Source organism: Georgenia sp. EYE_87 (assembly GCF_023148685.1).
Classification (GTDB): domain Bacteria; phylum Actinomycetota; class Actinomycetes; order Actinomycetales; family Actinomycetaceae; genus Georgenia.
This window is the reverse complement of record NZ_JAHXNL010000021.1, coordinates 1-20,594: the sequence shown is the minus strand read 5'-3', so window position 1 is coordinate 20,594 and position 20,594 is coordinate 1. Positions and strand designations below refer to the sequence as shown.

The following is a 20,594-nucleotide window of genomic DNA, read 5'->3' as shown; positions in this document are numbered from 1 at the left end:
TTCCATCAGCCGTCGAAGACCGCTCCCCGTCGCGGGGAGCCGGCCAGGGTGGTCAGGCCCCCAGGATGCGCGCGACGCCGCTCAGGGGGATGGGGAGCCAGTCGGGGCGGTTGCGGGCCTCGTACGTGACCTCGTAGAGGGCCTTGTCCAGCTCGAGGGCGTGCAGCAGGGCGGGCTCGTCGCGGGGGTCGTTGCGGGAGATGTGAGCGTAGCCGTCGAGGAACGCCTCCCGCGCCCGCCCGGCGGCGACCTCGCCGCCCGCCGCGGGCACCGACGCCGCCGCGTAGTCGAAGGAGCGCAGCATGCCCGCCACGTCCCGCTGCGGCAGATCCGGGAGCGTGCGCTCGGCGAGCGGGCGCAGCGGCTCGCCCTCGAAGTCGAGGAGCACCCAGCCGCGGCCCGGGACGTCGAGGACCTGACCGAGGTGGTAGTCGCCGTGGATGCGCTGCAGGGGCGGCCACCAGGCGGCGGCGCCGGCCTCGAGGACCTCGCCCACCCGGTCGGCCCGTCGTGCGAGGTCCGGGACGTGCTCGCAGGCGGTCTCGTAGCGCGCGCGCCAGCCGGCCAGGGCGGCGGCGCGGGCGGCGTCGTCCGGCTCCGCGGTGGGCAGCACGGCGGCGAGCGTGGCGTGCACCTCTGCCGTCGCCTCGCCCAGGGCACGCGCGCGCGGCGCGAGGTCCTCGCCCCGCTCCAGCGCGCCGAGGGTGACGCGCCAGGCGTCCGGCGCGCCGGGCAGGAACTCCTGAGCCAGGGCGAGGTGCCCGGTCAGCTGGGTCCCGCCGTCGGGGGCGGGCCACTGCCCGAGCAGGTCGCCCACCGGCCGCGGCACGCGCGTGGAGCCGGCGAGGGCGAGGGCCTGCTGGACCTCGACGTCGGGGTTGCGCCCCGGGTGCAGCACGCGGAAGACCTTGAGGATGACGGGGCGTTCCTCGCCGTCGTCCGGGTCCACGGTGTCGAAGATGACCGAGGTGTTGGACTGCTCGCCGCGCAGCACCCTCGACCCGCGCACGGCCAGGGCCGGGAGCAGGCCGGTGCGGTGCCCGCGCGCGCGGCCGTTCCCGGGCGGCCCGTCGGCGGCCAGCTCGAGCTCGTCGGTGACCGCCCGCAGGAGCGCCGCGGCACCGACCGGGTCGTGGCAGGCGTCGTAGACCCAGCGCCGCCCGAGGTCGGAGTGGTCCGTGACGGCGACGAGCGCCTCCTCGTGCCCCTCGAGCGGGGCGCGGCGGTAGGTCAGTGGCACCTGGTAGAGGACGGGGGACCGCCCGCCCCGGTCGAGCACGAGGTGGGTCTCGATCCCGACCTCCCCCGCGGGGGCCTGGAGGCGCAGGCCGCCGGTGCGCTCGAGCCGCGGCTCGGTGCCCTTGCCGGTGTACCAGCGCTGCCGGGCGACCCAGGCGGCCAGGAGCTCGGAGAACGGCGGGTCGACGGTGGCCATCATTCCTCCGGGGTGACGGCGACGGGATCGGACTCCAGCCCGGTCCACGGCGCGGCGGGCACCTCCGGCGACGGGCCCGCGAAGGGGGCCGCCGTCGGCTGGTGCGGGGGCAGCGTCGGGGCGCGGGGCGCGGAGGTGGAGGTCGGCACCACGTAGGTGTCCGGCCGCGCGGACGCGGTGCCCTCCGGGTGCGCGGGGCCCCCCGTCTCCCCGGTCTGCGACGTCCGTGGCTCCGTGGGCGGCTCCTGGGGTGTCGGCGCGGTCGACGGACGCACCTGGGAGGGCACGCCGGCGCGCGTGGCCTCGCCGGCGTCCTCCGACCGCGAGACCTGCAGCCAGAAGAAGTCCCGGGAGCCCAGGGTGACCGACACGGTGCCGTCGTGGCCGACCGCCGGGAACGAGCCCCCGCCGAAGACGTCGGTCAGGGTCGCGCCGGCGTGGCCGGGGAGCCGTACCGTCGCCGCGCGCGGCGTGTTGGCCAGGTTCATCACGCAGAGCATCGTCTCCCGCTCGTCGCTGCGGGTGAACGCGAGCACGGCGTCGTTGTCCACGTGGAGCGGCACGAAGTCGCCGCCGCCGAAGACGGGGTGCTGACGGCGCACCTCGAGGATGCCGCGGACCCAGTGCAGCAGCGAGGTGGGCTGGGCGAGCTGGGCCTCGACGTTGACCGCGGCGTAGTGGTTGACCAGGGACTGGACCACGGGCAGGTAGAGCTTGCCGGGGTCGGCCGTGGAGAACCCGGCGTTGCGGTCGGGGGTCCACTGCATCGGCGTGCGCACCGCGTCGCGGTCCGGCAGCCAGATGTTGTCGCCCATCCCGATCTCGTCGCCGTAGTACAGCGTCGGCGAGCCGGGCAGGGAGAGCAGCAGCGCGTGGGCGAGCTCGATCTCGGCGCGGGAGTTGCCCAGCAGCGGCGCGAGCCGGCGGCGGATACCCACGTTGGCGCGCATGCGCGGGTCCTCCGCGTACCAGCCGTACATGGCGGCACGTTCCTCGGTGGAGACCATCTCGAGGGTCAGCTCGTCGTGGTTGCGCAGGAAGGTGCCCCACTGCGCGCCGGCCGGGATCGGCGGGGTGTCGGCCAAGATGTCCCGGATGGCTCCCGCGCGCTGCTCGCGCAGCGCGTAGTAAAGCCGTGGCATCACCGGGAAGTGGAAGCACATGTGGCACTCGGGCCGCTCGTCGGTGCCGTAGTACTGCACGACGTCCTCGGGCCACTGGTTCGCCTCGGCCAGCATGATCGTGCCCGGGAACTCCCGGTCGACCATCGCCCGCAGGTCGGCGAGGAACTCGTGGGTGCGGGGGAGGTTCTCGCAGTTGGTGCCCTCCTCCTCGAAGAGGTAGGGCACCGCGTCGAGCCGGAAGCCGTCCACCCCGAGGTTGCACCAGAACCGCACGACGTCGTACATCGCGTCCCGCACGGCCGGGTTCTCGAAGTTCAGGTCCGGCTGGTGGGAGAAGAACCGGTGCCAGAAGTACTGGCGGCGCACGGGGTCGAACGTCCAGTTGGACGTCTCGGTGTCGACGAAGATGATGCGGGCGTCCTGGTAGCGCTCCGTGGTGTCGGACCAGACGTAGAAGTCGCCGTACGGCCCGTCGGGGTTGGACCGGGAGGACTGGAACCACGGGTGCTGGTCGCTCGTGTGGTTCATCACGAGGTCGACGATGATCCGCATGCCGCGGGCGTGGGCCTCGTTCATCAGCTCGGTGAAGTCCTCGATGGTGCCGTACTGGCCGTCCACCGCGGTGTAGTCGGAGACGTCGTAGCCGCCGTCGCGCAGGGGCGAGGGGTAGAAGGGCGGCAGCCACAGGCAGTCCACGCCGAGCCACTGGAGGTAGTCCAGGCGGTCGATGAGGCCGCGCAGGTCCCCGGACCCGGACCCCTCGGAGTCGTGGAACGCCCGGAGGAGCACCTCGTAGAAGACGGCCTTGCGGTACCAGTCCGGGTCCGGCGTGAGCCCGGGGCGGTCCGCGGCCAGGTGGCGCACGGGCTGGACGGGCGGGGGCAGCGCGCCGGCCGGGGGAGCGGTGACCCGGGTGCCGGTGGGCGCGGAGTGCGCGCGATCGGCCCCGTGCGGGCCCCACCCGCTCGTGGGCGCGCTCACAGGGCCCTCACGCTGAGGACGTGGGCGCACCGGCCGTGCGGGTCGAGCCGGACGTACGGGTGGGCGTTCCAGTAGTACGTCTCCCCGCCCAGCTCGTCCGTGACCTCCATGACGGGGACGTCCGTGCCGGGGTGCTGCAGCCCCAGGGCCTCGAGGTCGAGGTGCACGACGCCGTCGCGGGTGGCGTACGGGTCGAGGCTGACCACGACGATGACGGTGTCCTCGCGGCCGGTGGGCGACTGCTCCGCAGGCACGCGCTTGGAGAAGCAGAGTGTGGCGTCGTCCGTGGTCGGGTGGACGTGGACGTCCCGGAGTCGCTGCAGGGCGGGGTGCGCCCGGCGGATGCGGTTGAGGCTGCGCAGGAGGTCGGCGATGCCGAGGCTGTCGGCGAGGGACCAGTCCCGCTGCTTGTACTCGTACTTCTCGTTGTCGATCTGCTCCTCGGCGCCGGGCCGTGCGACGTTCTCGACGAGCTCGTAACCGGAGTAGATGCCCCAGGTGGGTGAGCCGGTGGCGGCGAGGACGGCGCGGATCGCGAACGCGGCGGTGCCGCCCTGCTGCATGTAAGGAGTGAGGATGTCGTGGGTGGTCGGCCAGAAGCTCGGGCGGAGCCGCGCGTCGGTCTGGGTGGCGAGCTCGGTGAGGTAGTCGCCGATCTCACCCTTGGACGTCCGCCACGTGAAGTACGTGTAGGACTGGTGGAACCCGATCGCCCCGAGGGTGCGCATCATGGCCGGCCGGGTGAACGCCTCGGCCAGGAAGATGACGTCCGGGTGGCGCTCGTGGAACTCCCCGAGCAGCCGCTGCCAGAAGTTCAGGGGCTTGGTGTGCGGGTTGTCCACCCGGAACGCCGTGACCCCGTGCCGGACCCAGGTCTCCAGCACGTCGCGAATGGCGACGTAGATGCCCTCGGGGTCGTTGTCGAAGTTCAGCGGGTAGATGTCCTGGTACTTCTTCGGCGGGTTCTCGGCGTACGCGATGGTCCCGTCGGCGCGGGTCGTGAACCACTCGGGGTGCTCCGTGACCCAAGGGTGGTCGGGGGAGGCCTGGAGCGCGACGTCGAGCGCCACCTCCATGCCGAGCTCGCGGGCGCGGGCGACGAACGCGTCGAAGTCGTCGAACGTGCCCAGGTCCGGGTGGATCGCGTCGTGCCCGCCGTCGGGGCTGCCGATGCCGTACGGCGATCCCGGGTCCTCGGGGCCGGCGTCGAGCGTGTTGTTCGGGCCCTTCTTGTTGGTCGAGCCGATCGGGTGGACGGGGGTGAGGTAGACGACGTCGAAGCCCATCTCCGCGATCGCCGGCAGCCGCTCGGCCGCGGTGCGCAGCGTGCCGGAGATCCACCGGCCGGTCTCCGGGTCGCGGTGGGCGCCCTCGGACCGGGGGAACATCTCGTACCAGGACCCGAAGAGCGCGCGCTCGCGGTGGACGACGAGGGGGTACGTGGCCGACGGCGAGACGAGGTCGCGCAGCGGGTGCGCCGCCAGCACGGCGGCGACGTCGTCGCCCACGCCGGCGGCCAGGCGGGCCTGGGCGGGCCGGGTGGCGTCCCGCAGGGCGTGCGCCGCGTCGGTCAGGACGGCGCGGGCGTCCGCGGGCAGGTCGCGGTCGGCGGCCCGCTCGAGGACGAGGGCGCCCTCGGTGAGCATGAGCTCGACGTCGACGCCCGCGTCGATCTTCAGCCGGGCGTCGTGCACCCAGGTGGCGTAGGGGTCGGACCAGCCCTCGACGCGGAAGCCCCACTCGCCGGGGGCGTCCGGGACGAGCCAGGCCTCGTAGCGGTCGAGACCGGGTGCGACGTCGTGCATCCGTGCCCACGAGTGGTCGCGGCCGTCGGGCGCGACGAGGACGGCGGTCGCCGCGACGGCGTCGTGGCCCTCGCGGAACACGGTCGCGCGCACGGGGAACGCCTCGCGCTCGGTGCCCTTCGCGGGCCAGCGCCCGTCCTCGAGGACCGGGGAGACCTCGACGACGGGGATGCGCCCGATGGGGGCGAAGGGGGCGGGGCGGGGCTCGGGTACGGGCTGCTGTCGACCGGGCACGGCGGTCGCGCGTGCACGGTCTCGGGACTCGGTGGCGCTCACAGCGAAGAACCTATCGAGGTCCGGCCGACATGGCAGTCCGGCCCGGCCGGCCGGTCGACCTCACGGGGTGGAAAGTCATCTGCAAACGGCTGTAAACGTTGCACGAAATCGTGTCTAGACTCGAGCGTGTGAGAGCCATCCGACGATTCACCGTCCGCAACGTCCTTCCCGAGACGCTTGCCCCCCTGGACCGACTGGCGCAGAACCTCCGCTGGTCGTGGCACACGCCGACCCGCGACCTCTTCGCCTCCCTCGACCCGCAGCTGTGGACCCGCGTGCACGGCGACCCCGTCGCGCTGCTGGGCTCCCTGAGCCCCAGGCGGCTGGAGCAGCTGGCGGCCGACCGCAGCCTCGTCGCCGAGGTCCAGCGGCTGGACGCGGACCTGAGCACCTATCTCACCGAGCCGCGCTGGTACCAGCAGGAGCTGACGGACCCGGACAAGCCGGAGGCCATCGCCTACTTCTCCGCCGAGTACGGCATCACCGCCGCCCTCCCGCAGTACTCCGGCGGTCTCGGCATCCTCGCCGGCGACCACCTGAAGTCGGCGTCCGACCTCGGGGTGCCGATCGTCGGCGTCGGCCTGCTCTACGGGGCCGGCTACTTCAAGCAGTCCCTCACCCGGGACGGCTGGCAGCACGAGACCTACCCCCTGCTGGACCCGGACAACCTCCCGCTGCACCTCCTGCGTGAGCGCGACGGCTCCGGCGCCCCGGCGCGGATCTCCCTGGACCTGCCGGCGGGACGCACCCTGCAGGCGCAGATCTGGGTCGCGCAGGTGGGGCGAGTGCCTCTGCTGCTGCTCGACTCCAACATCACCGAGAACGACGACTCGGCCCGCCGGGTCACCGACCGCCTCTACGGCGGCTCGGCCGACCACCGGCTGCGCCAGGAGCTGCTGCTCGGGATGGGCGGGGTGAAGGCCGTGCGGGCCTACTCCCGCATCACGGGCTCCCCGGCCCCGCAGGTGTACCACTGCAACGAGGGCCACGCCGGCTTCCTGTCCGTCGAGCGCATCCGCGAGCTCGTGCAGGGTGAGGGGCTGACGTTCGAGGCCGCCCTCGAGGCGGTCAAGGCGGGCACGGTGTTCACCACGCACACCCCCGTGCCGGCCGGCATCAGCCGCTACGGCACCGAGCTGGTCTCCGAGTACTTCGGCGGCAGCGCCGAGATCGCGGGCATCCCGCTGGAAAAGGTGCTGGCGCTGGGGGCCGAGGACTTCGAGGGCGGCAACCCGGCCGTGTACAACATGGCGATCATGGGCCTGCGCACCGCCCGCCGCGCCAACGGTGTGGCGAAGCTCCACGGCAAGGTCTCCCGCGGCATGTTCCACCAGCTCTGGCCGGGCTTCGACGTCTCCGAGGTGCCCATCACCTCCATCACCAACGGCGTGCACGGTCCCACCTGGGTGGACCCGGAGTTCGCCGCTCTCGTCGAGAGCCGGCTCAGCCCGGAGCAGATCGCCTCCGGCGAGGGCTTCCTCCTCGCCCCGGAGGAGGGGGGACTCACCGACGACGAGCTCTGGCGCATGCGCGGGACGTTGCGCGGCAAGCTGGTCGCCGAGGCCCGTCGCCGCGTGCGCAAGTCCTGGCTCGACCGGGGTGCCTCGCCCGCCGAGCTCGGGTGGACCGAGGACGTGCTGGACCCGAACGCGCTGACCATCGGCTTCGCCCGCCGCGTGCCCACGTACAAGCGGCTCACCCTCATGCTCTCGGACCCCGAGCGACTCACCCGGCTGCTGACCGACCCGGACCGGCCGATCCAGATCCTGGTGGCCGGCAAGTCCCACCCGGACGACGAGCAGGGCGTCGGCCTCATCCAGAAGCTCGTCCAGTTCGCCGACGGCGCGGGGGTCCGTGAGCGGATCGTGTTCCTGCCCAACTACGACATCGCCATGGCCCAGCACCTCATGCCGGGCTGCGACGTCTGGCTGAACAACCCGCTGCGTCCGCTCGAGGCCTCGGGCACCTCCGGCATGAAGTGCGCCCTCAACGGCGCCCTCAACCTCTCGATCCTCGACGGCTGGTGGGACGAGTGGTACGACGGCCGCAACGGCTGGGCGATCCCCACCGCCGACGGCGTCCAGGACCAGGCCGAGCGCGACCGCCTCGAGGCCTCCGCGCTGTACGAGCTGCTCGAGGACACGGTGGTGCCCCGGTTCTACGACCGCGACGCCGACGGCGTCCCGCGCCACTGGATGGAGATGGTGCGCCACACCCTCGCCACCCTGGGGCCGAAGGTCCAGGCGACCCGCATGGTCCGCGAGTACGTCACCACGCTCTACACGCCGGTGGCGCGCAGCTCGCGGGCGCTGGCCGGGGCCGCGGACCACGACGGCGCGCGCCAGCTCGCCGACTGGAAGGCGCGGGTGCGCGCGGGCTGGCCCGCCGTCCGGGTCGACCACGTCGAGACCGAAGGCGTCACCGACGTCGTCAACGTCGGCGACGAGATCCGCGTGACCGCCTACGTCGACCTGGGAGAGCTGCGCCCCGACGACGTCCAGGTGCAGGCCGTCGCCGGCCGTGTGGAGGACGACGACTCGCTCACGGAGCTCCAGGTCTACCCGCTGGAGCACGTGGCCAGCTACGAGGGCGGGCGGCACGCGTTCGCCGGGGCGCGGGTGCTCGACGCGACCGGCCCGTTCGGCTACACGGTCCGCGTGGTGCCGGACAGCCCGCTGCTGGCGGCGCCGACCGAGCTCGGGCTGGCGACCTCCGCCGAGCACTGACCGGGCGCCCGGGCGACGACCCGGCCGACCGGCATGACGACGGGCCCGGTCCCTCCGCGCGGAGGGACCGGGCCCGTCGGTGCTCTTGTCCGGGGCCGGGACGCGGGTCAGTACACCATCTGCATGGCCTCGCGGACCTCGCCGAGGGTGGCGTCGGCGACCGCGTTGGCGCGGTCGTTGCCTGTGCGGAGCACCTGGAGCAGGTAGCCGGGGTCGGCGGCCAGCTCGGTCCGGCGGGCGCGGACGGGCGCGAGCATCTCGTTGACGGCCTCGGTGGCGGCCTTCTTGAGCGTGGCGGCTCCGCCGTCGCCGATCTCCTCGGCGACCTCGTGCGGGTCCCGCTCGCTGGCGAGCGCCGTGAGGAGCACGAGGTTGGAGACCTCGGGCCGGTTCACGGGGTCGTAGGTGATGTGCCGGTCGGCGTCCGTGACGGCCCGCTTGAGCGCCTTGGCGGTGGCGTCCGCGTCCATCCCGAGCTCGATCGTGTTGCCGCGGGACTTGCTCATCTTCTGCCCGTCCGTGCCGAGCACGCTCGCGGCGTCGGAGAGCAGGGCCTCGGGGCGGGGGAAGACCGGCTGAGAGCCGTCGCCCGCACGGCCGTAGCGCTCGTCGAAGCGGCGGGCGATCACGCGCGCCTGCTCCAGGTGGGGCAGCTGGTCCTTGCCCACGGGGACGAGGTTGGCCTTGCAGAAGAGGATGTCGGCGGACTGGTGGACCGGGTAGGTGAGCATGAGGCCGGACATCGGCCGGTCGCCGGTGGCCTCCAGCTCGGACTTCACCGTCGGGTTGCGGCGCAGCTCGGCGTCGGTCACGACCGAGAGGAACGGCAGCATGAGCTGGTTCAGGGCGGGCACGGCGGAGTGGGTGAAGATCGTGCTGGCGTCCGGGTCGATACCCACGGCCAGGTAGTCCGCGACCAGGGACAGCACACGCTCGCGGACCGGGCCGACGCCGTCGCGGTCGGTGATGACCTGGTAGTCCGCCACGAGGACCCAGGTCTCGACGCCCGCCCGCTGCAGGCGCACGCGGTTCACGAGGCTGCCGAAGTAGTGGCCCAGGTGCAGGTTGCCGGTCGGCCGGTCGCCGGTGAGGACGCGGAAACCGCTCGGGTCCTTCTCGATCTGCGCCTCGATCTCGTCGCTGCGGCGGCGGGTGCGCTCGAGGGAGGCGTCGTTGGTGGAGTCCGCCAGGTCGGTGGCGACGTCGGTCTGCTCGGTCATGGGGTCCTCAGGATTCGAAGGCGGCGCCACGAGGCGTGCCAGGCCGCCTCGCGGGACGGCCGGTGGGAGGGTGCGTGGAGGGGCCGTCCGTCAGGACGGCCACCAGGAACGCACGCGGGTGGGCACCCGCACAGCCTAGCGCCGCCGCGGGCCGCGCCCGGCGGGCGTCCGGGGAACGGCTGCGCCGTCGTCGAGAGGACGGCTGCGGGGTAGTCGAGAGGGCGGCTGCGGCGTCGGTGCGCGCCCGCGCCGGCGCGGTGGTCAGCCGGCGCGGTGGTCAGCCGGCGCGGTGGTCAGCCGGCGAGATAGATCCGCATGCTGAGCGACTCCAGCTCGACGGCCTCGCCGGGCGAGGCGACCATGCCGAGCGGCTCCGTCTCCGCCTGCACGGGAAGGGCAGGGCGCTCCCAGGCCGAGTCCCAGACCAGCTCGTAGTCCGCCCCGCGCCCCGGGGGGAGGGTGACGGCCTGCTGGTCCAGGGAGCCGTTGAGCACCACGAGGGCGTCGAGGTCGCCCGCCGGACGCCCCGAGCGGAGCATCTGCAGGACCCGGCCGTGCGGGTCGTGCCAGGCCTGCGCCGTCATGGCCTCGCCCGCGGCGTTGAACCACGACAGGTCTGGCAGGACGTCGTCGTCCGTCGCCGGGCGGCCCGAGGCGAACCGGCCCGGCCGCAGCACGGGGTGCTCGCTGCGCAGCTTGATCAGGGACGACACGGTGTGCAGGAGGTCGCCGTGCCAGCCCTCGCGGTTCCACCCGATCCAGGAGATCTCGTTGTCCTGGCAGTACGGGTTGTTGTTGCCCCCCTGGCTCCGGCCGATCTCGTCGCCGGCGGTGAGCATCGGCGTGCCCGCGGAGACGAGGAGCGTGCCCAGCAGGTTGCGCATGGAACGACGCCGCAGCGGCAGGATCTCCGCCGCGGGGGAGTCCGGGGGCAGCGGACCCTCCACGCCGTGGTTCCAGGAGCGGTTGTCGTCGGTGCCGTCGCGGTTGCCCTCGCGGTTGGCCTCGTTGTGCTTGTGCTCGTAGGAGACCAGGTCGGCGAGGGTGAAGCCGTCGTGGGCGGTGATGAAGTTCACCGACGCGAACGGGCCGCGGCCGCCCGGGACCTCCCCGGAGCCGAAGAGGTCGGCGGAGCCGGAGAGCCGGGTGGCGAGGTCGCGCAGGTCGTGGCCGGTGTGGCCCTTGGCGGCGGCCGCCGGGTCCGCGAGCCAGAACGAGCGCACCGTGTTGCGGAAGCGGTCGTTCCAGTCCGCCATCGGGGCCGGGAACTGGCCGGTGCGCCACCCGCCGGGGCCGAGGTCCCAGGGCTCGCTGATCAGCTTGGTCGCCGACAGGACGGGGTCGGTGGCCATGGCCACGAGGAACGGGTGGTGCGGCGTGAACTCCGCGCCGTTGCGCCCGAGGGTGACGGCCAGGTCGAACCGGAACCCGTCGACGCCGACCTCGCCCGCCCAGTAGCGCAGCGAGTCCAGCGCCTGCTGGACCACGCGGGTCCGGCGGAAGTCCAGGGAGTTCCCGCACCCGGTCACGTCCACCAGGCGGGCCGGGGTCGTGCCGTCGTGGAGGTAGTACCCCGTGTTGTCCAGGCCGCGCAGGCTCAGCGACGGGCCGCCCTCGCCCCCCTCGCAGGTGTGGTTGTAGACGACGTCGAGCACGACCTCCAGCCCGGCGGCGTGGAGCAGGGACACCATGCCCTTGACCTCGGCCAGGATCGCCGCCGGCCCGGCCTCCTGGGCCGCGCGCGTCGCGTAGGTGGGCTCGGGCGCGAAGAAGCCGAGGGTGTTGTAGCCCCAGTAGTTGGTCAGCCCCTTGGCCGTGAGGAACGGCTCGGGGAAGTTCGCGTGGATGGGCAGCAGCTCCACCGTGGTCACGCCCAGCCGCTTGAGGTGCGCGATGGTGGCGGGATGGGCGATGCCCGCGTAGGTTCCCCGCAGCTCCCGGGGCACCTCCGGCAGGCGCATCGTCAGTCCGCGCACGTGCGCCTCGTACAGGACCGTCTCCGACCACGGCACGCGCGGCGGCGGCACGGCCCCGTCGAACGTGTCGTCGACCACCACGGCGTGCGCGACGAACGGGGCGGAGTCGGACGGGTCTGGCAGCCACGGCCCGTCGGCGGGCGCGAGGTCCTCGCCGACGACGTGCGCGTGGATCGCGGGGACCAGCTCCACGCTCCCCGCCAGCGCGCGGGCGTAGGGGTCGAGCAGGAGCTTCGCGGGGTTGTGGAGCAGGCCCGACGCCGGGTCCCACCGGCCGTGGACGCGGAACCCGTAGCGCTGGCCGGCCCGAACCCCCGGCAGATGGCCGTGCCACACCCCTGAGACCGGGCCGCGCAGGCGGAAGCGGCGCTCGCTGAGGGAGCCGTCGGGCGCGACGTCGACGAGGCAGAGGTCGACGCGGGTGGCCCGCGAGGCGTGGACCGCGACGTCGATGCCGTCCCCGACGAGGTGCGCCCCCAGCCGGCGGGGGTTGGCCGCGTGCCCGGGCACCCGCTGCGTGGGGGTGTCGGTGTACGGCTCCGCAGTGCTCTGGCCGAGGAGGAGGGACGCGGTACTCACAGTTCCAGTAAACCCCACGGCGGGCGGTAGCACGTTCAGGAGCGCCTGGTGCGGCGGGGGATGGTGGGGCGACGTCCGAAGGGTGTCCGCAGGGTGAAGGGGCGGGAGGCGCGATTCCGTACCGGGGGCCACCAGGTGGCAATCTGTTCCCATGAGGATCGTCGTGTGCGTCAAGCACGTCCCGGACCTGCAGTCCGACCGTTCGCTCGACGGGGACGGCCATCTCGTGCGCGGTGAGGACGACGTCCTCAACGAGCTGGACGAGAACGCCGTCGAGGCCGCCGTCGCCCTGGCCGAGGGGAACGGCGCCGAGGTGATCGCCCTCACCGTCGGGCCCGAGGACGCCGTCGACGCGGTCCGCCGGGCGCTGCAGATGGGGGCCGACTCCGGCGTCCACGTGGTCGACGACCGGCTGGCGGGCTCCGACGTCGTGGGGACCGCCCGCGTCCTCGCCGCCGCGGTGCGTGCGCTGGGTGCCGAGGCCCCCGTCGACCTCGTCGTGACGGGGATGGCCACCATGGACGGCCTGACGTCGATGGTCCCGGCCGCGCTCGCCGCGGCGCTCGGTCTGCCGTCGCTGACCCTCGCGAGCGAGGTGACGCTCGAGGGGTCCACGGTGACCATCACGCGCAGCATCGGCGACGCCGACGAGCAGCAGGCCGCGGAGCTGCCCCTCGTGCTCTCGGTGACCGACCAGGCGAACGAGCCGCGCTACCCCAACTTCAAGGCGATCATGGCCGCGAAGAAGAAGCCGGTGACCACGTGGTCCCTGGACGACCTGCCCGACGTCGCAGCCGCCGGTCCCGACGGCGCACCCGCCGTCGGGGCGGCGGGCGCGGGCACGACGGTGCGGTCCGCCGCGGCCCGACCGCCGCGCGAGGCCGGGCGCGTCCTGACCGACACCGGGGACGCCGGAGCCCAGCTCGCCGCGTACCTCGTCGAGAACAAGCTTGTCTGAGGCAGGAGAGAACATGCCCGAGCTCGACCGTCCCCTGCTCGTCGTCGTCGACCACGTCGACGGCCACCTGACCACCCCGTCAGCGGAGGTCCTCACCCTCGCCCGGTCGCTGACCACGGGCGGTGTCTCCGCCGTCGCTCTCGAGGCGCCGGACACCGCAGCCCTCGGCCGCCACGGCGTGGGCGTCGTCTACGTCCCGGAGCTCGACGGGCTCTCGCCCACCGTCTCGGCCGTCGCGGCGGAGGCCGTGCTCGCGGCCGTCGCGCAGGCCCGGCCGGCCGCCGTGCTGCTCGTCTCCAGCTTCGCGGGCAAGGAGGTCGCGGCCCGGCTCGCCGTCGCGCTCGACTCCGGCGCGGTGGTGGACGCCACCGGGATCACCGCGGAGGACGGCGCGCTGGTGGCGTCGAAGGTGGTGCTCCAGGGCACGTGGGAGACCGCGTGCGAGGTCACCCGCGGCGTGCCGGTCATCGCCGTCAAGCCCACCGTCGTCGAGGCCACCGCGGTCGACGGGGCGGAGCCCGAGACCGTCGCGGTCCCGGTGGACTTCTCGGCGGCGGCGCGTGCCGTCCGCGTGCTCTCCCGCACCGAGCACCCCCGCGGGGGGCGCGCCCCGCTGGGCGAGGCGCGCACCGTCGTCGTGGGTGGGCGCGGCGTCGAGGGGGACTTCTCCCTCGTCACCGAGCTCGCCGACGAGATCGGGGCAGCGGTGGGCGCCACCCGCGTGGCCACGGACGAGGGCTGGATCGAGCACGCCGCCCAGGTGGGGCAGACCGGCGTGACGATCTCGCCGCGGCTGTACATCGGCATCGGGGTGTCCGGCGCGATCCACCACACCGCAGGCATGCAGGCGGCCCAGACGATCGTCGCGGTCAACTCGGACCCGGAGGCACCCATCTTCGAGATGGCGGACCTCGGGATCGTGGGCGACCTCAACGATGTGCTGCCGCAGGCGATCGAGGAGCTGCGCCGGCTGCGCGGCTGAGGTACGCCGCGCTGCCGGCGCCGGCCCCCGGGAGCGTCTCGGTTCCGGGCCGGTGCGAGCGAGGCTCAGGACCGCTCGGCGTGGTGCTCCGTGTCAGGAGACTGCCCGATGTGGCCCGGGGCGGAGGCGAGCACGCGCTGGATGAAAGCCTCGAACTCCGTCATGAAGGTGGTCAGGAACTCCTTGGTCGAGGGGTCCGTGCACTCGCCGTCGGGCCCGTAGGCCTCCGGCTTGAAGTGGATGTAGGCCTCCGGCGCGTTGAGCTGTGGGGAGTCGAGGAACGACAGGACCGACCGCATGTTGGACTGCATGACCGCGGTGCCGATCCCACCGATCGAGGCGCCGATGATCGCTGAGGGCTTGCGTGCGAACGCGTTCTGGCCCCACGGCCGCGAGCCCCAGTCGATCGCGTTCTTCAGCGCGCCCGGGATCGAGCGGTTGTACTCCGGGCTGACGTAGAGGATGGCGTCGGAGGCCGAGATCGCCTCCTTGAGCGCCCTGCCCTCCGGCGGGTAGTCAGCGTCGTAGTCGTAGCTGTAGAGAGGGAGATCCTTGATAGGGATCTCGGTGAACTCGAGACTCTCCGGGGCGACCTTGATGAGCGCCTGGGAGAGCGTGCGGTTGATGGAGCCCTGCGCGAGGCTACCGACGAAGTAGCCGACCTTGTACGTGGCCATAGGTGATCCTTTCCGGGGCGCGGGCCGGGGGCCCGCGACGCTGTGGGTGATGGGGATCTGGCTGGGTACCGCAGGGCCATCCTCGTCGCCTCAGGGCGCGTCGGCATGGTGAGAGGCTGGGCGCGCCACTGACCTGCGACGACGACGGAACGGTCGGTCATCGCTCGGGCGGGCCCCTGTGCCGGGGCCGAGCGGGGGCTGGTCGGCCGCCCGGACGGTCGTACCTGCCGCCGCTGGTCGGCCCCGGCGAGGCAGGGGCGGCGACCACGCGGCCGCTCCGGCGGGGCTCGGCCCGCCGCCGCTGTCAGCCCCGGCGGGACCAGGGCCGTGCCGCAGCCCAGGCGCGGCGGGACGCCGACGTGCCGATGGCGTGGCGCTGGGTGTACCCGGTGTCCAGGTCGGTGATCTGCACCTCGACCATGCCGTTCCCGTCGACGACGTAGCGCTCCTCGACGAGGCAGCCCTCACGCCGCTCGACGGCGACGCCGCGCAGGTCCTGCCCGTCGCGGAGCGCGGGGTCGAACGGGAACAGGACGTCCGCGAACGGGACGACGTCGCCGCGGGGCTCCCCGGCGTCGTCGATGCCTGCGCACTCGACGAACCGGAACCACCCGAGGTTGTGCGCCGCGCGGTAACGGCGGGTGGCGACCACACCCTCCCTCTCGGGCAGCGCGGTGTCCGCGCCGAGGATCGGGTCGAAGCTCACCGCGGCGCCGCCGCTGCGCTCGCGGAAGACGCCGAAGCCCCGGGAGAGGCGGTCGGACAGCGTGAAGCCGGCCTCGTCGTCGGCCGCGATGGCGAGGCCGATAGCCGTCGAGGCGGAGGGGTGGGGGGAGCGGTGCACACGGCGGCCGAACCGCTCGCGCAGGAGGCGCGGGACGAGCGGGAGGCCGGAGCCGCCGCCGACGAGGTAGATGCCGGCGACGTCGGCAAGGCCCGCAGCGCCGTCGAGGCCGTCGAGCAGCGGCCGCATCGCCTCGACCGTGGCCTCCACCAGCGGTGCGGCGCCTGCGTAGAACGTGTCGACCGGGACGCTGACGTCCTTGTCCCCGACCTCGACGACCACCCGCCGCGACTGCGGGATGATGCGCTCCTTCGCCTCACGGCACCGGTCGAGCAGGTCGTCACGCTCGCGCGCGTCAAGGTCCTCCAGGCGGCGCGGGGCGGCGGCGTGGCGGGCGGTCGCCGCCTCCAGCACGCACCGGGCGAGGACCTCGTCGAAGTCGTCGCCGCCGAGGCGGTTCAGGCCGTTGGAGCCCAGCACCGCGTGGCGGTGCCCCTCGACGTCGACCAGCGACGCGTCGAACGTGCCACCACCGAGGTCGTAGACGACGACGCGGGTGCGCCGGGAGCTGATCGTGCCGCCGCGCCGGTGGGTGTACTCGAAGCCCGCGGCCGAGGGCTCGTTGACGAGGGCGGCGACGTCGAAGCCGGCCCGGCGGAACGCCTCGAGCGTCAGGAACCGTTGCGTGCCGTGGGCGTGGGCCGGGACGGCCACGACCGAGAGGAGCGCCTCGTCGTCGCCAGGGGCGGGCTGGTCCGTGGCGTCGGCGAGGTTCGAAGCGGTGCGCAGCGCGGTGCGCAGCGCGGCGAGGTACCCGGTCAGCAGGTCGAGCACGGGCACCCGCAGGTCACCGACGGTGAGCAGCGTGCCCGCGCCGACGTCCGGGTCCGCCAGCGCACGCTTGAACGAGCGGAGCAGAGGAGCGCCCTCGCGCGCGGCGGAGAGTGCCTCGAACCCGTGGACGAGCTCGCCGTCCCGGGCTGCGACGACGCTGGGGAAGCTCTCGTGGGCGTCGCCCTCGCCGTCGAAGAACGAGACCACGGGGTAGTTGCCCCGGTCGGCGAGGGCGACGATGGTGCGGGTGGTGCCCAGGTCGACGCCGAGGTGCATGCGGCAGAGACTACCTGGCCGCGGGGCCCTCCAGATCCGGCCCGGGTCGCCCCGCCGTGCAGCCGGGGCGTCCCGTCAGGGGCGGTCCTTACACTGGTCGCCGTGACCGTCTACCTCGACCACGCGGCGACCACCCCGGTGCGCCCGGAGGTGGCGGCGCGGTACGCGCAGGAGCTCACCGGGGTGGGCAACCCCTCGTCGCTCCACAGCGCCGGACGCGAGGCCCGCCGCCGGCTCGAGGAGGCGCGGGAGCAGCTCGCCGCAGCCGTCGGCGCAGAGCCCGCCGAGGTGATCTTCACCTCTGGCGGCACGGAGGCGGACAACCTCGCCGTGAAAGGGGGCTACTGGGCGCGGCGGACGAGCGACGCTGCGCTGCGTACCGTGGCGGTCTCGTCGGTCGAGCACCATGCGGTCCTGGAGGCCGCGGAGTGGCTCGGGACGCACGACGACGCCGAGGTGGCGCGCCTGCGCGTGGGTGCGGACGGCAGGCTCGACCTCGCCCACGCCGAGGAGGTGCTGGCACGGGGCGGCGTCGCCGTCGTCTCGGTCATGTGGGTGAACAACGAGACCGGGGCCGTGCAGCCGGTGCGGGACGTCGCCGCCCTGGCGCACGCGGCCGGGGTTCCCGTGCACTCCGACGCGGTGCAGGCGGTCGGCCACGTGCCGGTCGACTTCGCAGCCTCGGGCCTGGACGCGATCAGCCTGTCCGGCCACAAGCTCGGGGCCCCTGTCGGCACCGGCGCGCTCGTGGCGCGGCGCTCCTTCGCTCTCGAGCCGGTCGAGCACGGGGGCGGGCAGGAGCGGGGCGTACGTTCGGGCACCCTCGCCGTCGCGGGTGCATGCGCGCTGGCCCTCGCCGTCGAGGCGGCGGTGGCCGAGCAGGCCGCGGAGGCCGTGCGGCTGCGCCAGCTTCGGGACCGTCTCGTGGCGGCGCTGACGGCGACGCTCGAAGGCGTCACCCTCACCGGGCCGGCGCCCGACCCTCCCGGGCGCGACGACGCCCACCGGCACCCCGGCATCGCGCACCTGACGATCGCGGGGGCGGACGCCGACGCGCTGCTCCTCGGGCTCGACATGGCGGGGATCGCCGCGTCGAGCGGGTCCGCGTGCCACGCGGGGGTGCAGGAGGCCTCGCACGTCCTCCTCGCCATGGGACGCGACGTGGACCAGGCCCGCTCCGCGCTGCGGTTCTCGCTCGGCCGGACGACGACGGGGGCGGACGTGGACGCGGTCGTGGCCGCGCTGCCCGCCGTCGTCGAGAACGCCCGTCGTGCTCACGCGACGCGCCGACGGCCGGTGCGCACGGCGTCCGCCACCCTGCCCACGCGAGGCGGGGCCGCCGTCGTGCCCTCGGGTGGCTCCGCCGTCGTGCCCTCGGGAGGAGACGACTGATGCGCGTCCTCGCTGCGCTCTCGGGCGGGGTCGACTCGGCGGTCGCCGCCGCGCGCGCCGTCGACGCGGGGCACGACGTGGTCGGCGTCCACATGGCGCTCTCGCGCTCGCGGGCGCAGCACCGCAACGGCTCGCGCGGCTGCTGCTCCATCGAGGACGCGGGTGACGCGCGACGGGCCGCGGACGTGCTCGGTATCCCTTACTACGTCTGGGACCTCTCTGAGGAGTTCGAGGAGACGGTGGTTGCGGACTTCCTGTCCGAGTACGAGGCGGGTCGGACGCCCAACCCGTGCGTGCGGTGCAACGAGCACATCAAGTTCTCCGCGCTGCTCGACCGCGGCCTGGCGCTCGGGTTCGACGCCGTCGCCACCGGCCACTACGCGCGGATCGTCGAGGTGCCGGACTCCGCAGGCGGCGTGCGCCGCGAGCTGCACCGTGCGGCGGACCCGCTCAAGGACCAGTCCTACGTGCTCGCGGTCATGGGGACCGAGCGCCTCGCTCGCTCGCTCTTCCCGCTCGGTGACGCTCCCTCGAAGGATGCCGTTCGGGCCGAGGCTGCCGCCCGGGGCCTCAGCGTCTCGGCGAAGCCGGACTCGTACGACATCTGCTTCGTCGCCGACGGCGACACGCAGGGATTCCTGCGGGACCGCCTCGGCGCCCGGCCGGGTGAGGTGGTGGACCCCGAGGGGCGGGTGCTGGGTGAGCACGACGGTGCTTATGCGTTCACGGTCGGCCAGCGCAAGGGGCTCGGCCTGACCAGGCCGGCCGTGGACGGTCGCGCCCGGTACGTGCTCGAGGTGCGGCCGCAGACGAACCAGATCGTTGTCGGACCGAGCGAGCTGCTCACCGTCGACGAGCTGCACGCCAGCCAGACCGTGTGGCTGGCCGACGACGTGCCGGCCGGGGAGTGGATCGACGCCGAGGTGCAGGTGCGCGCGCACGGCGAGCCTGTGGTGGCGTCAGTCCGCAGGGGAGCGAGCGCATCCGGCGAGGACGACGGCGGAGCCGGAGGAGCGCCGGACGGCACGGCCCGCGGCGGCGTGCTTGAGGCGCGCCTGTCCACCGGGCTGCGCGGCATCGCGCCGGGCCAGTCGCTCGTGGTGTACACGGGGTCGAGGGTGCTCGGTCAGGCGACGATCGTCTCGGCGCAGCGGGGAGCGGCTGTCGGCGCGAGCCGACAGTCATGAGCTGGGTGCGCCGACCCGGCGAATCAAGCGGTCCACATTTCGCCTTGGTGAAGCGGTCCACGTCTGCAGCATGAAAGCGGCACATCAGCTTGCGCACGAAGCAGCTCGTGACGCAATAACGACGGCCATTCTCGTCCTCGGCCGATCTGGCGGGTCCGTTCAGCGCTCGGCGTCTTTGCCCCCGGGATGTGCCTCTTGTCCGCGGCAGTCAACTGGGGCTTGTGCTCACACGTTGAGTGGCGCACCGCCGCCGTCACCTTGTGGGGCTGGCGGACCGCTGCCGTCACCTTGTGGGGCGGCCGCACGCCGCGTCCAGGGGTGACGCGTGCGCGGCGCTGAGATGTCGTGTGCTTCGACGGGGTCGGGCATGCAGGCGTTCTCCACAGGGGCCCGGAGTGCCATTGTTTCCACAAATTGTTTATCCACAGCGTCAACTCACGCCGCCATATCCACAAATTATCTGGATTTCACGTTCGACTCTTGCCTGTCGAACGGGCGTTCGATACATTCTCTATACGGCTTAGCGGCGAAGGCAAGGGGGCTCGCGGTGACCAATGCTCCGGGCTCGGCCACGACCGCACAGGCTGTCGCTGCAAGTCTTGATCAGATGCGCCAGGCATTGAATGCCCTTGCTGAAGTCGACCTCCACCAGCTGGACGGAGAGTCACTCCTGGGAGCCCTGGACGCGGTCGAGCATGTCCGTCGACGCGCCGACGCGCTGGGTGCGAGAGTCCTGGCGACGGTGGAGGCGGACGGGCGCTGGGCGGTCGACGGCGCCCGCTCGATGGCGGCTTGGTACCGGGTCCGCACCGGACGTCATCGGGCGGGCGCGGCTCGCGAGGTGCGCCAGGCCCGGGCTCTGCGTGACCACCTGCCAGAGACGGCGAAGGCGCTGGCGGCCGGGGAGATCAGCACCGATCATGTCGCCGCGATCGTGCGGCACACCACGGGCACGGAGGCGCGGCGCGAGCGGTTGCGCGACGAGCAACTCGGGGAGGGATTCCTGCTCACGCACGCCCGTGACCTGGACGCCTCGGCGTTCGACGTGGCGGTGCGGCACTGGGGCCTGCGGGCGGATCCGGAGGCGGCGGACCGGGCGTACGTCGAGGAGACGGACCGCGAGGAGTTCTACCTGGCCGAGACCACCGACGGGTACGTGCCGGGTGGATGGCTGTCGAAGACCAGCGGGGAGATCGTGCTCACGGCGTTGGCCGCCCGCACGGGCGTGCCCGCCAAGGGTGACAGGCGCGCCCCAGGGCAGCGGCGCGCCGGGGCGCTGGTCGGGCTGGCGCACCTCGCGCTGGACTCCGGCTCGCTCCGTCCCGGCGCCCGGGTCCGCCCGCACATCAGCGTGCACGTGCCGTTCGAGACCCTGCAGCGGT

At 73.5% G+C, this 20,594-nt stretch carries 13 protein-coding genes; 6 read left to right on the top strand and 7 right to left on the bottom strand.

Translation table 11 applies throughout. The features are described 5' to 3' along the window. Positions 1-52: 52 nt before the first annotated feature. From KZX45_RS19020 to KZX45_RS19010, 3 genes are all read right to left on the bottom strand, one after another. On the bottom strand, positions 53-1,435 hold the full coding sequence (locus KZX45_RS19020) for an aminoglycoside phosphotransferase (protein WP_248259329.1): 1,383 nt from the start codon (positions 1,433-1,435) through the stop codon (positions 53-55). Then, complete coding sequence (gene treS / locus KZX45_RS19015) at positions 1,435-3,444, bottom strand: maltose alpha-D-glucosyltransferase (protein WP_282453930.1); 2,010 nt, start codon at positions 3,442-3,444, stop codon at positions 1,435-1,437. Before treS ends, KZX45_RS19020 begins: the two co-directional genes overlap by 1 nt. Before the next feature lie 92 nt (positions 3,445-3,536). Next, positions 3,537-5,579 (bottom strand): alpha-1,4-glucan--maltose-1-phosphate maltosyltransferase, encoded by a 2,043-nt coding sequence (locus tag KZX45_RS19010; protein WP_308221773.1) that lies wholly within the window; start codon positions 5,577-5,579, stop codon positions 3,537-3,539. A gap of 170 nt (positions 5,580-5,749) precedes the next feature. Here KZX45_RS19010 and glgP point away from each other — a divergent pair, with 170 nt between their 5' ends. Then, positions 5,750-8,347 carry an alpha-glucan family phosphorylase gene (glgP, locus tag KZX45_RS19005; RefSeq protein WP_248259328.1) on the top strand — a complete coding sequence of 866 codons (2,598 nt, stop codon included), beginning with the start codon at positions 5,750-5,752 and terminating at the stop codon, positions 8,345-8,347. 107 nt (positions 8,348-8,454) lie between these two features. On the opposite strand, the gene trpS is transcribed toward glgP, so the two are convergent. After that, positions 8,455-9,567 carry a tryptophan--tRNA ligase gene (trpS, locus tag KZX45_RS19000; RefSeq protein ID WP_248259327.1) on the bottom strand — a complete coding sequence of 371 codons (1,113 nt, stop codon included), beginning with the start codon at positions 9,565-9,567 and terminating at the stop codon, positions 8,455-8,457. Positions 9,568-9,860: 293 nt separating this feature from the next. Beyond that, positions 9,861-12,122: a glycogen debranching protein GlgX gene (gene glgX / locus KZX45_RS18995; RefSeq protein ID WP_374112619.1), complete on the bottom strand. Its 2,262-nt coding sequence runs from the start codon at positions 12,120-12,122 to the stop codon at positions 9,861-9,863. A 151-nt stretch (positions 12,123-12,273) separates the two neighbouring features. On the opposite strand from glgX, the gene KZX45_RS18990 reads away from it, so the two are divergent. Together KZX45_RS18990 and KZX45_RS18985 are read left to right on the top strand one after the other, a co-directional pair. Then, positions 12,274-13,080, top strand: a complete 807-nt coding sequence (locus KZX45_RS18990) for an electron transfer flavoprotein subunit beta (protein WP_248259326.1) — start codon at positions 12,274-12,276, stop codon at positions 13,078-13,080. A gap of 13 nt (positions 13,081-13,093) precedes the next feature. Beyond that, positions 13,094-14,062: an electron transfer flavoprotein subunit alpha/FixB family protein gene (locus tag KZX45_RS18985; protein WP_248259325.1), complete on the top strand. Its 969-nt coding sequence runs from the start codon at positions 13,094-13,096 to the stop codon at positions 14,060-14,062. 65 nt (positions 14,063-14,127) lie between these two features. Here the strand turns inward: KZX45_RS18985 and KZX45_RS18980 are convergent, their stop codons facing one another. Both KZX45_RS18980 and KZX45_RS18975 read right to left on the bottom strand, forming a co-directional pair. Beyond that, positions 14,128-14,739 carry an NADPH-dependent FMN reductase gene (locus KZX45_RS18980; protein WP_248259324.1) on the bottom strand — a complete coding sequence of 204 codons (612 nt, stop codon included), beginning with the start codon at positions 14,737-14,739 and terminating at the stop codon, positions 14,128-14,130. Positions 14,740-15,043: 304 nt separating this feature from the next. Continuing rightward, the gene (locus tag KZX45_RS18975) at positions 15,044-16,633 is read right to left on the bottom strand and encodes an Hsp70 family protein (RefSeq protein WP_248259323.1); all 1,590 of its coding nucleotides are present in this window, start codon (positions 16,631-16,633) and stop codon (positions 15,044-15,046) included. A 102-nt stretch (positions 16,634-16,735) separates the two neighbouring features. Between KZX45_RS18975 and KZX45_RS18970 the strand changes: the two genes are divergently transcribed. The 3 genes from KZX45_RS18970 to KZX45_RS18960 form a co-directional block, all read left to right on the top strand. Further along, positions 16,736-18,025: a cysteine desulfurase family protein gene (locus KZX45_RS18970; RefSeq protein ID WP_248259322.1), complete on the top strand. Its 1,290-nt coding sequence runs from the start codon at positions 16,736-16,738 to the stop codon at positions 18,023-18,025. Then, complete coding sequence (mnmA, locus tag KZX45_RS18965; RefSeq protein WP_248259321.1) at positions 18,025-19,212, top strand: tRNA 2-thiouridine(34) synthase MnmA; 1,188 nt, start codon at positions 18,025-18,027, stop codon at positions 19,210-19,212. The genes KZX45_RS18970 and mnmA overlap by 1 nt, the downstream gene beginning before the upstream one ends. 607 nt (positions 19,213-19,819) lie before the next feature. After that, on the top strand, positions 19,820-20,594 hold a 775-nt coding region (locus KZX45_RS18960), incomplete at its 3' end, for a DUF222 domain-containing protein (RefSeq protein WP_248259320.1).

What these genes read in the sequence shown, in the direction of transcription:
- KZX45_RS19020 (WP_248259329.1), bottom strand. Translation starts at nt 1,435, where the DNA reads ATGGCCACCGTCGACCCGCCGTTCTCCGAGCTCCTGGCCGCCTGGGTC.
- trpS (WP_248259327.1), bottom strand. Translation starts at nt 9,567, where the DNA reads ATGACCGAGCAGACCGACGTCGCCACCGACCTGGCGGACTCCACCAAC.
- KZX45_RS18990 (WP_248259326.1), top strand. Translation starts at nt 12,274, where the DNA reads ATGAGGATCGTCGTGTGCGTCAAGCACGTCCCGGACCTGCAGTCCGAC.
- KZX45_RS18985 (WP_248259325.1), top strand. Translation starts at nt 13,094, where the DNA reads ATGCCCGAGCTCGACCGTCCCCTGCTCGTCGTCGTCGACCACGTCGAC.
- KZX45_RS18980 (WP_248259324.1), bottom strand. Translation starts at nt 14,739, where the DNA reads ATGGCCACGTACAAGGTCGGCTACTTCGTCGGTAGCCTCGCGCAGGGC.
- KZX45_RS18975 (WP_248259323.1), bottom strand. Translation starts at nt 16,633, where the DNA reads ATGCACCTCGGCGTCGACCTGGGCACCACCCGCACCATCGTCGCCCTC.
- mnmA (WP_248259321.1), top strand. Translation starts at nt 18,025, where the DNA reads ATGCGCGTCCTCGCTGCGCTCTCGGGCGGGGTCGACTCGGCGGTCGCC.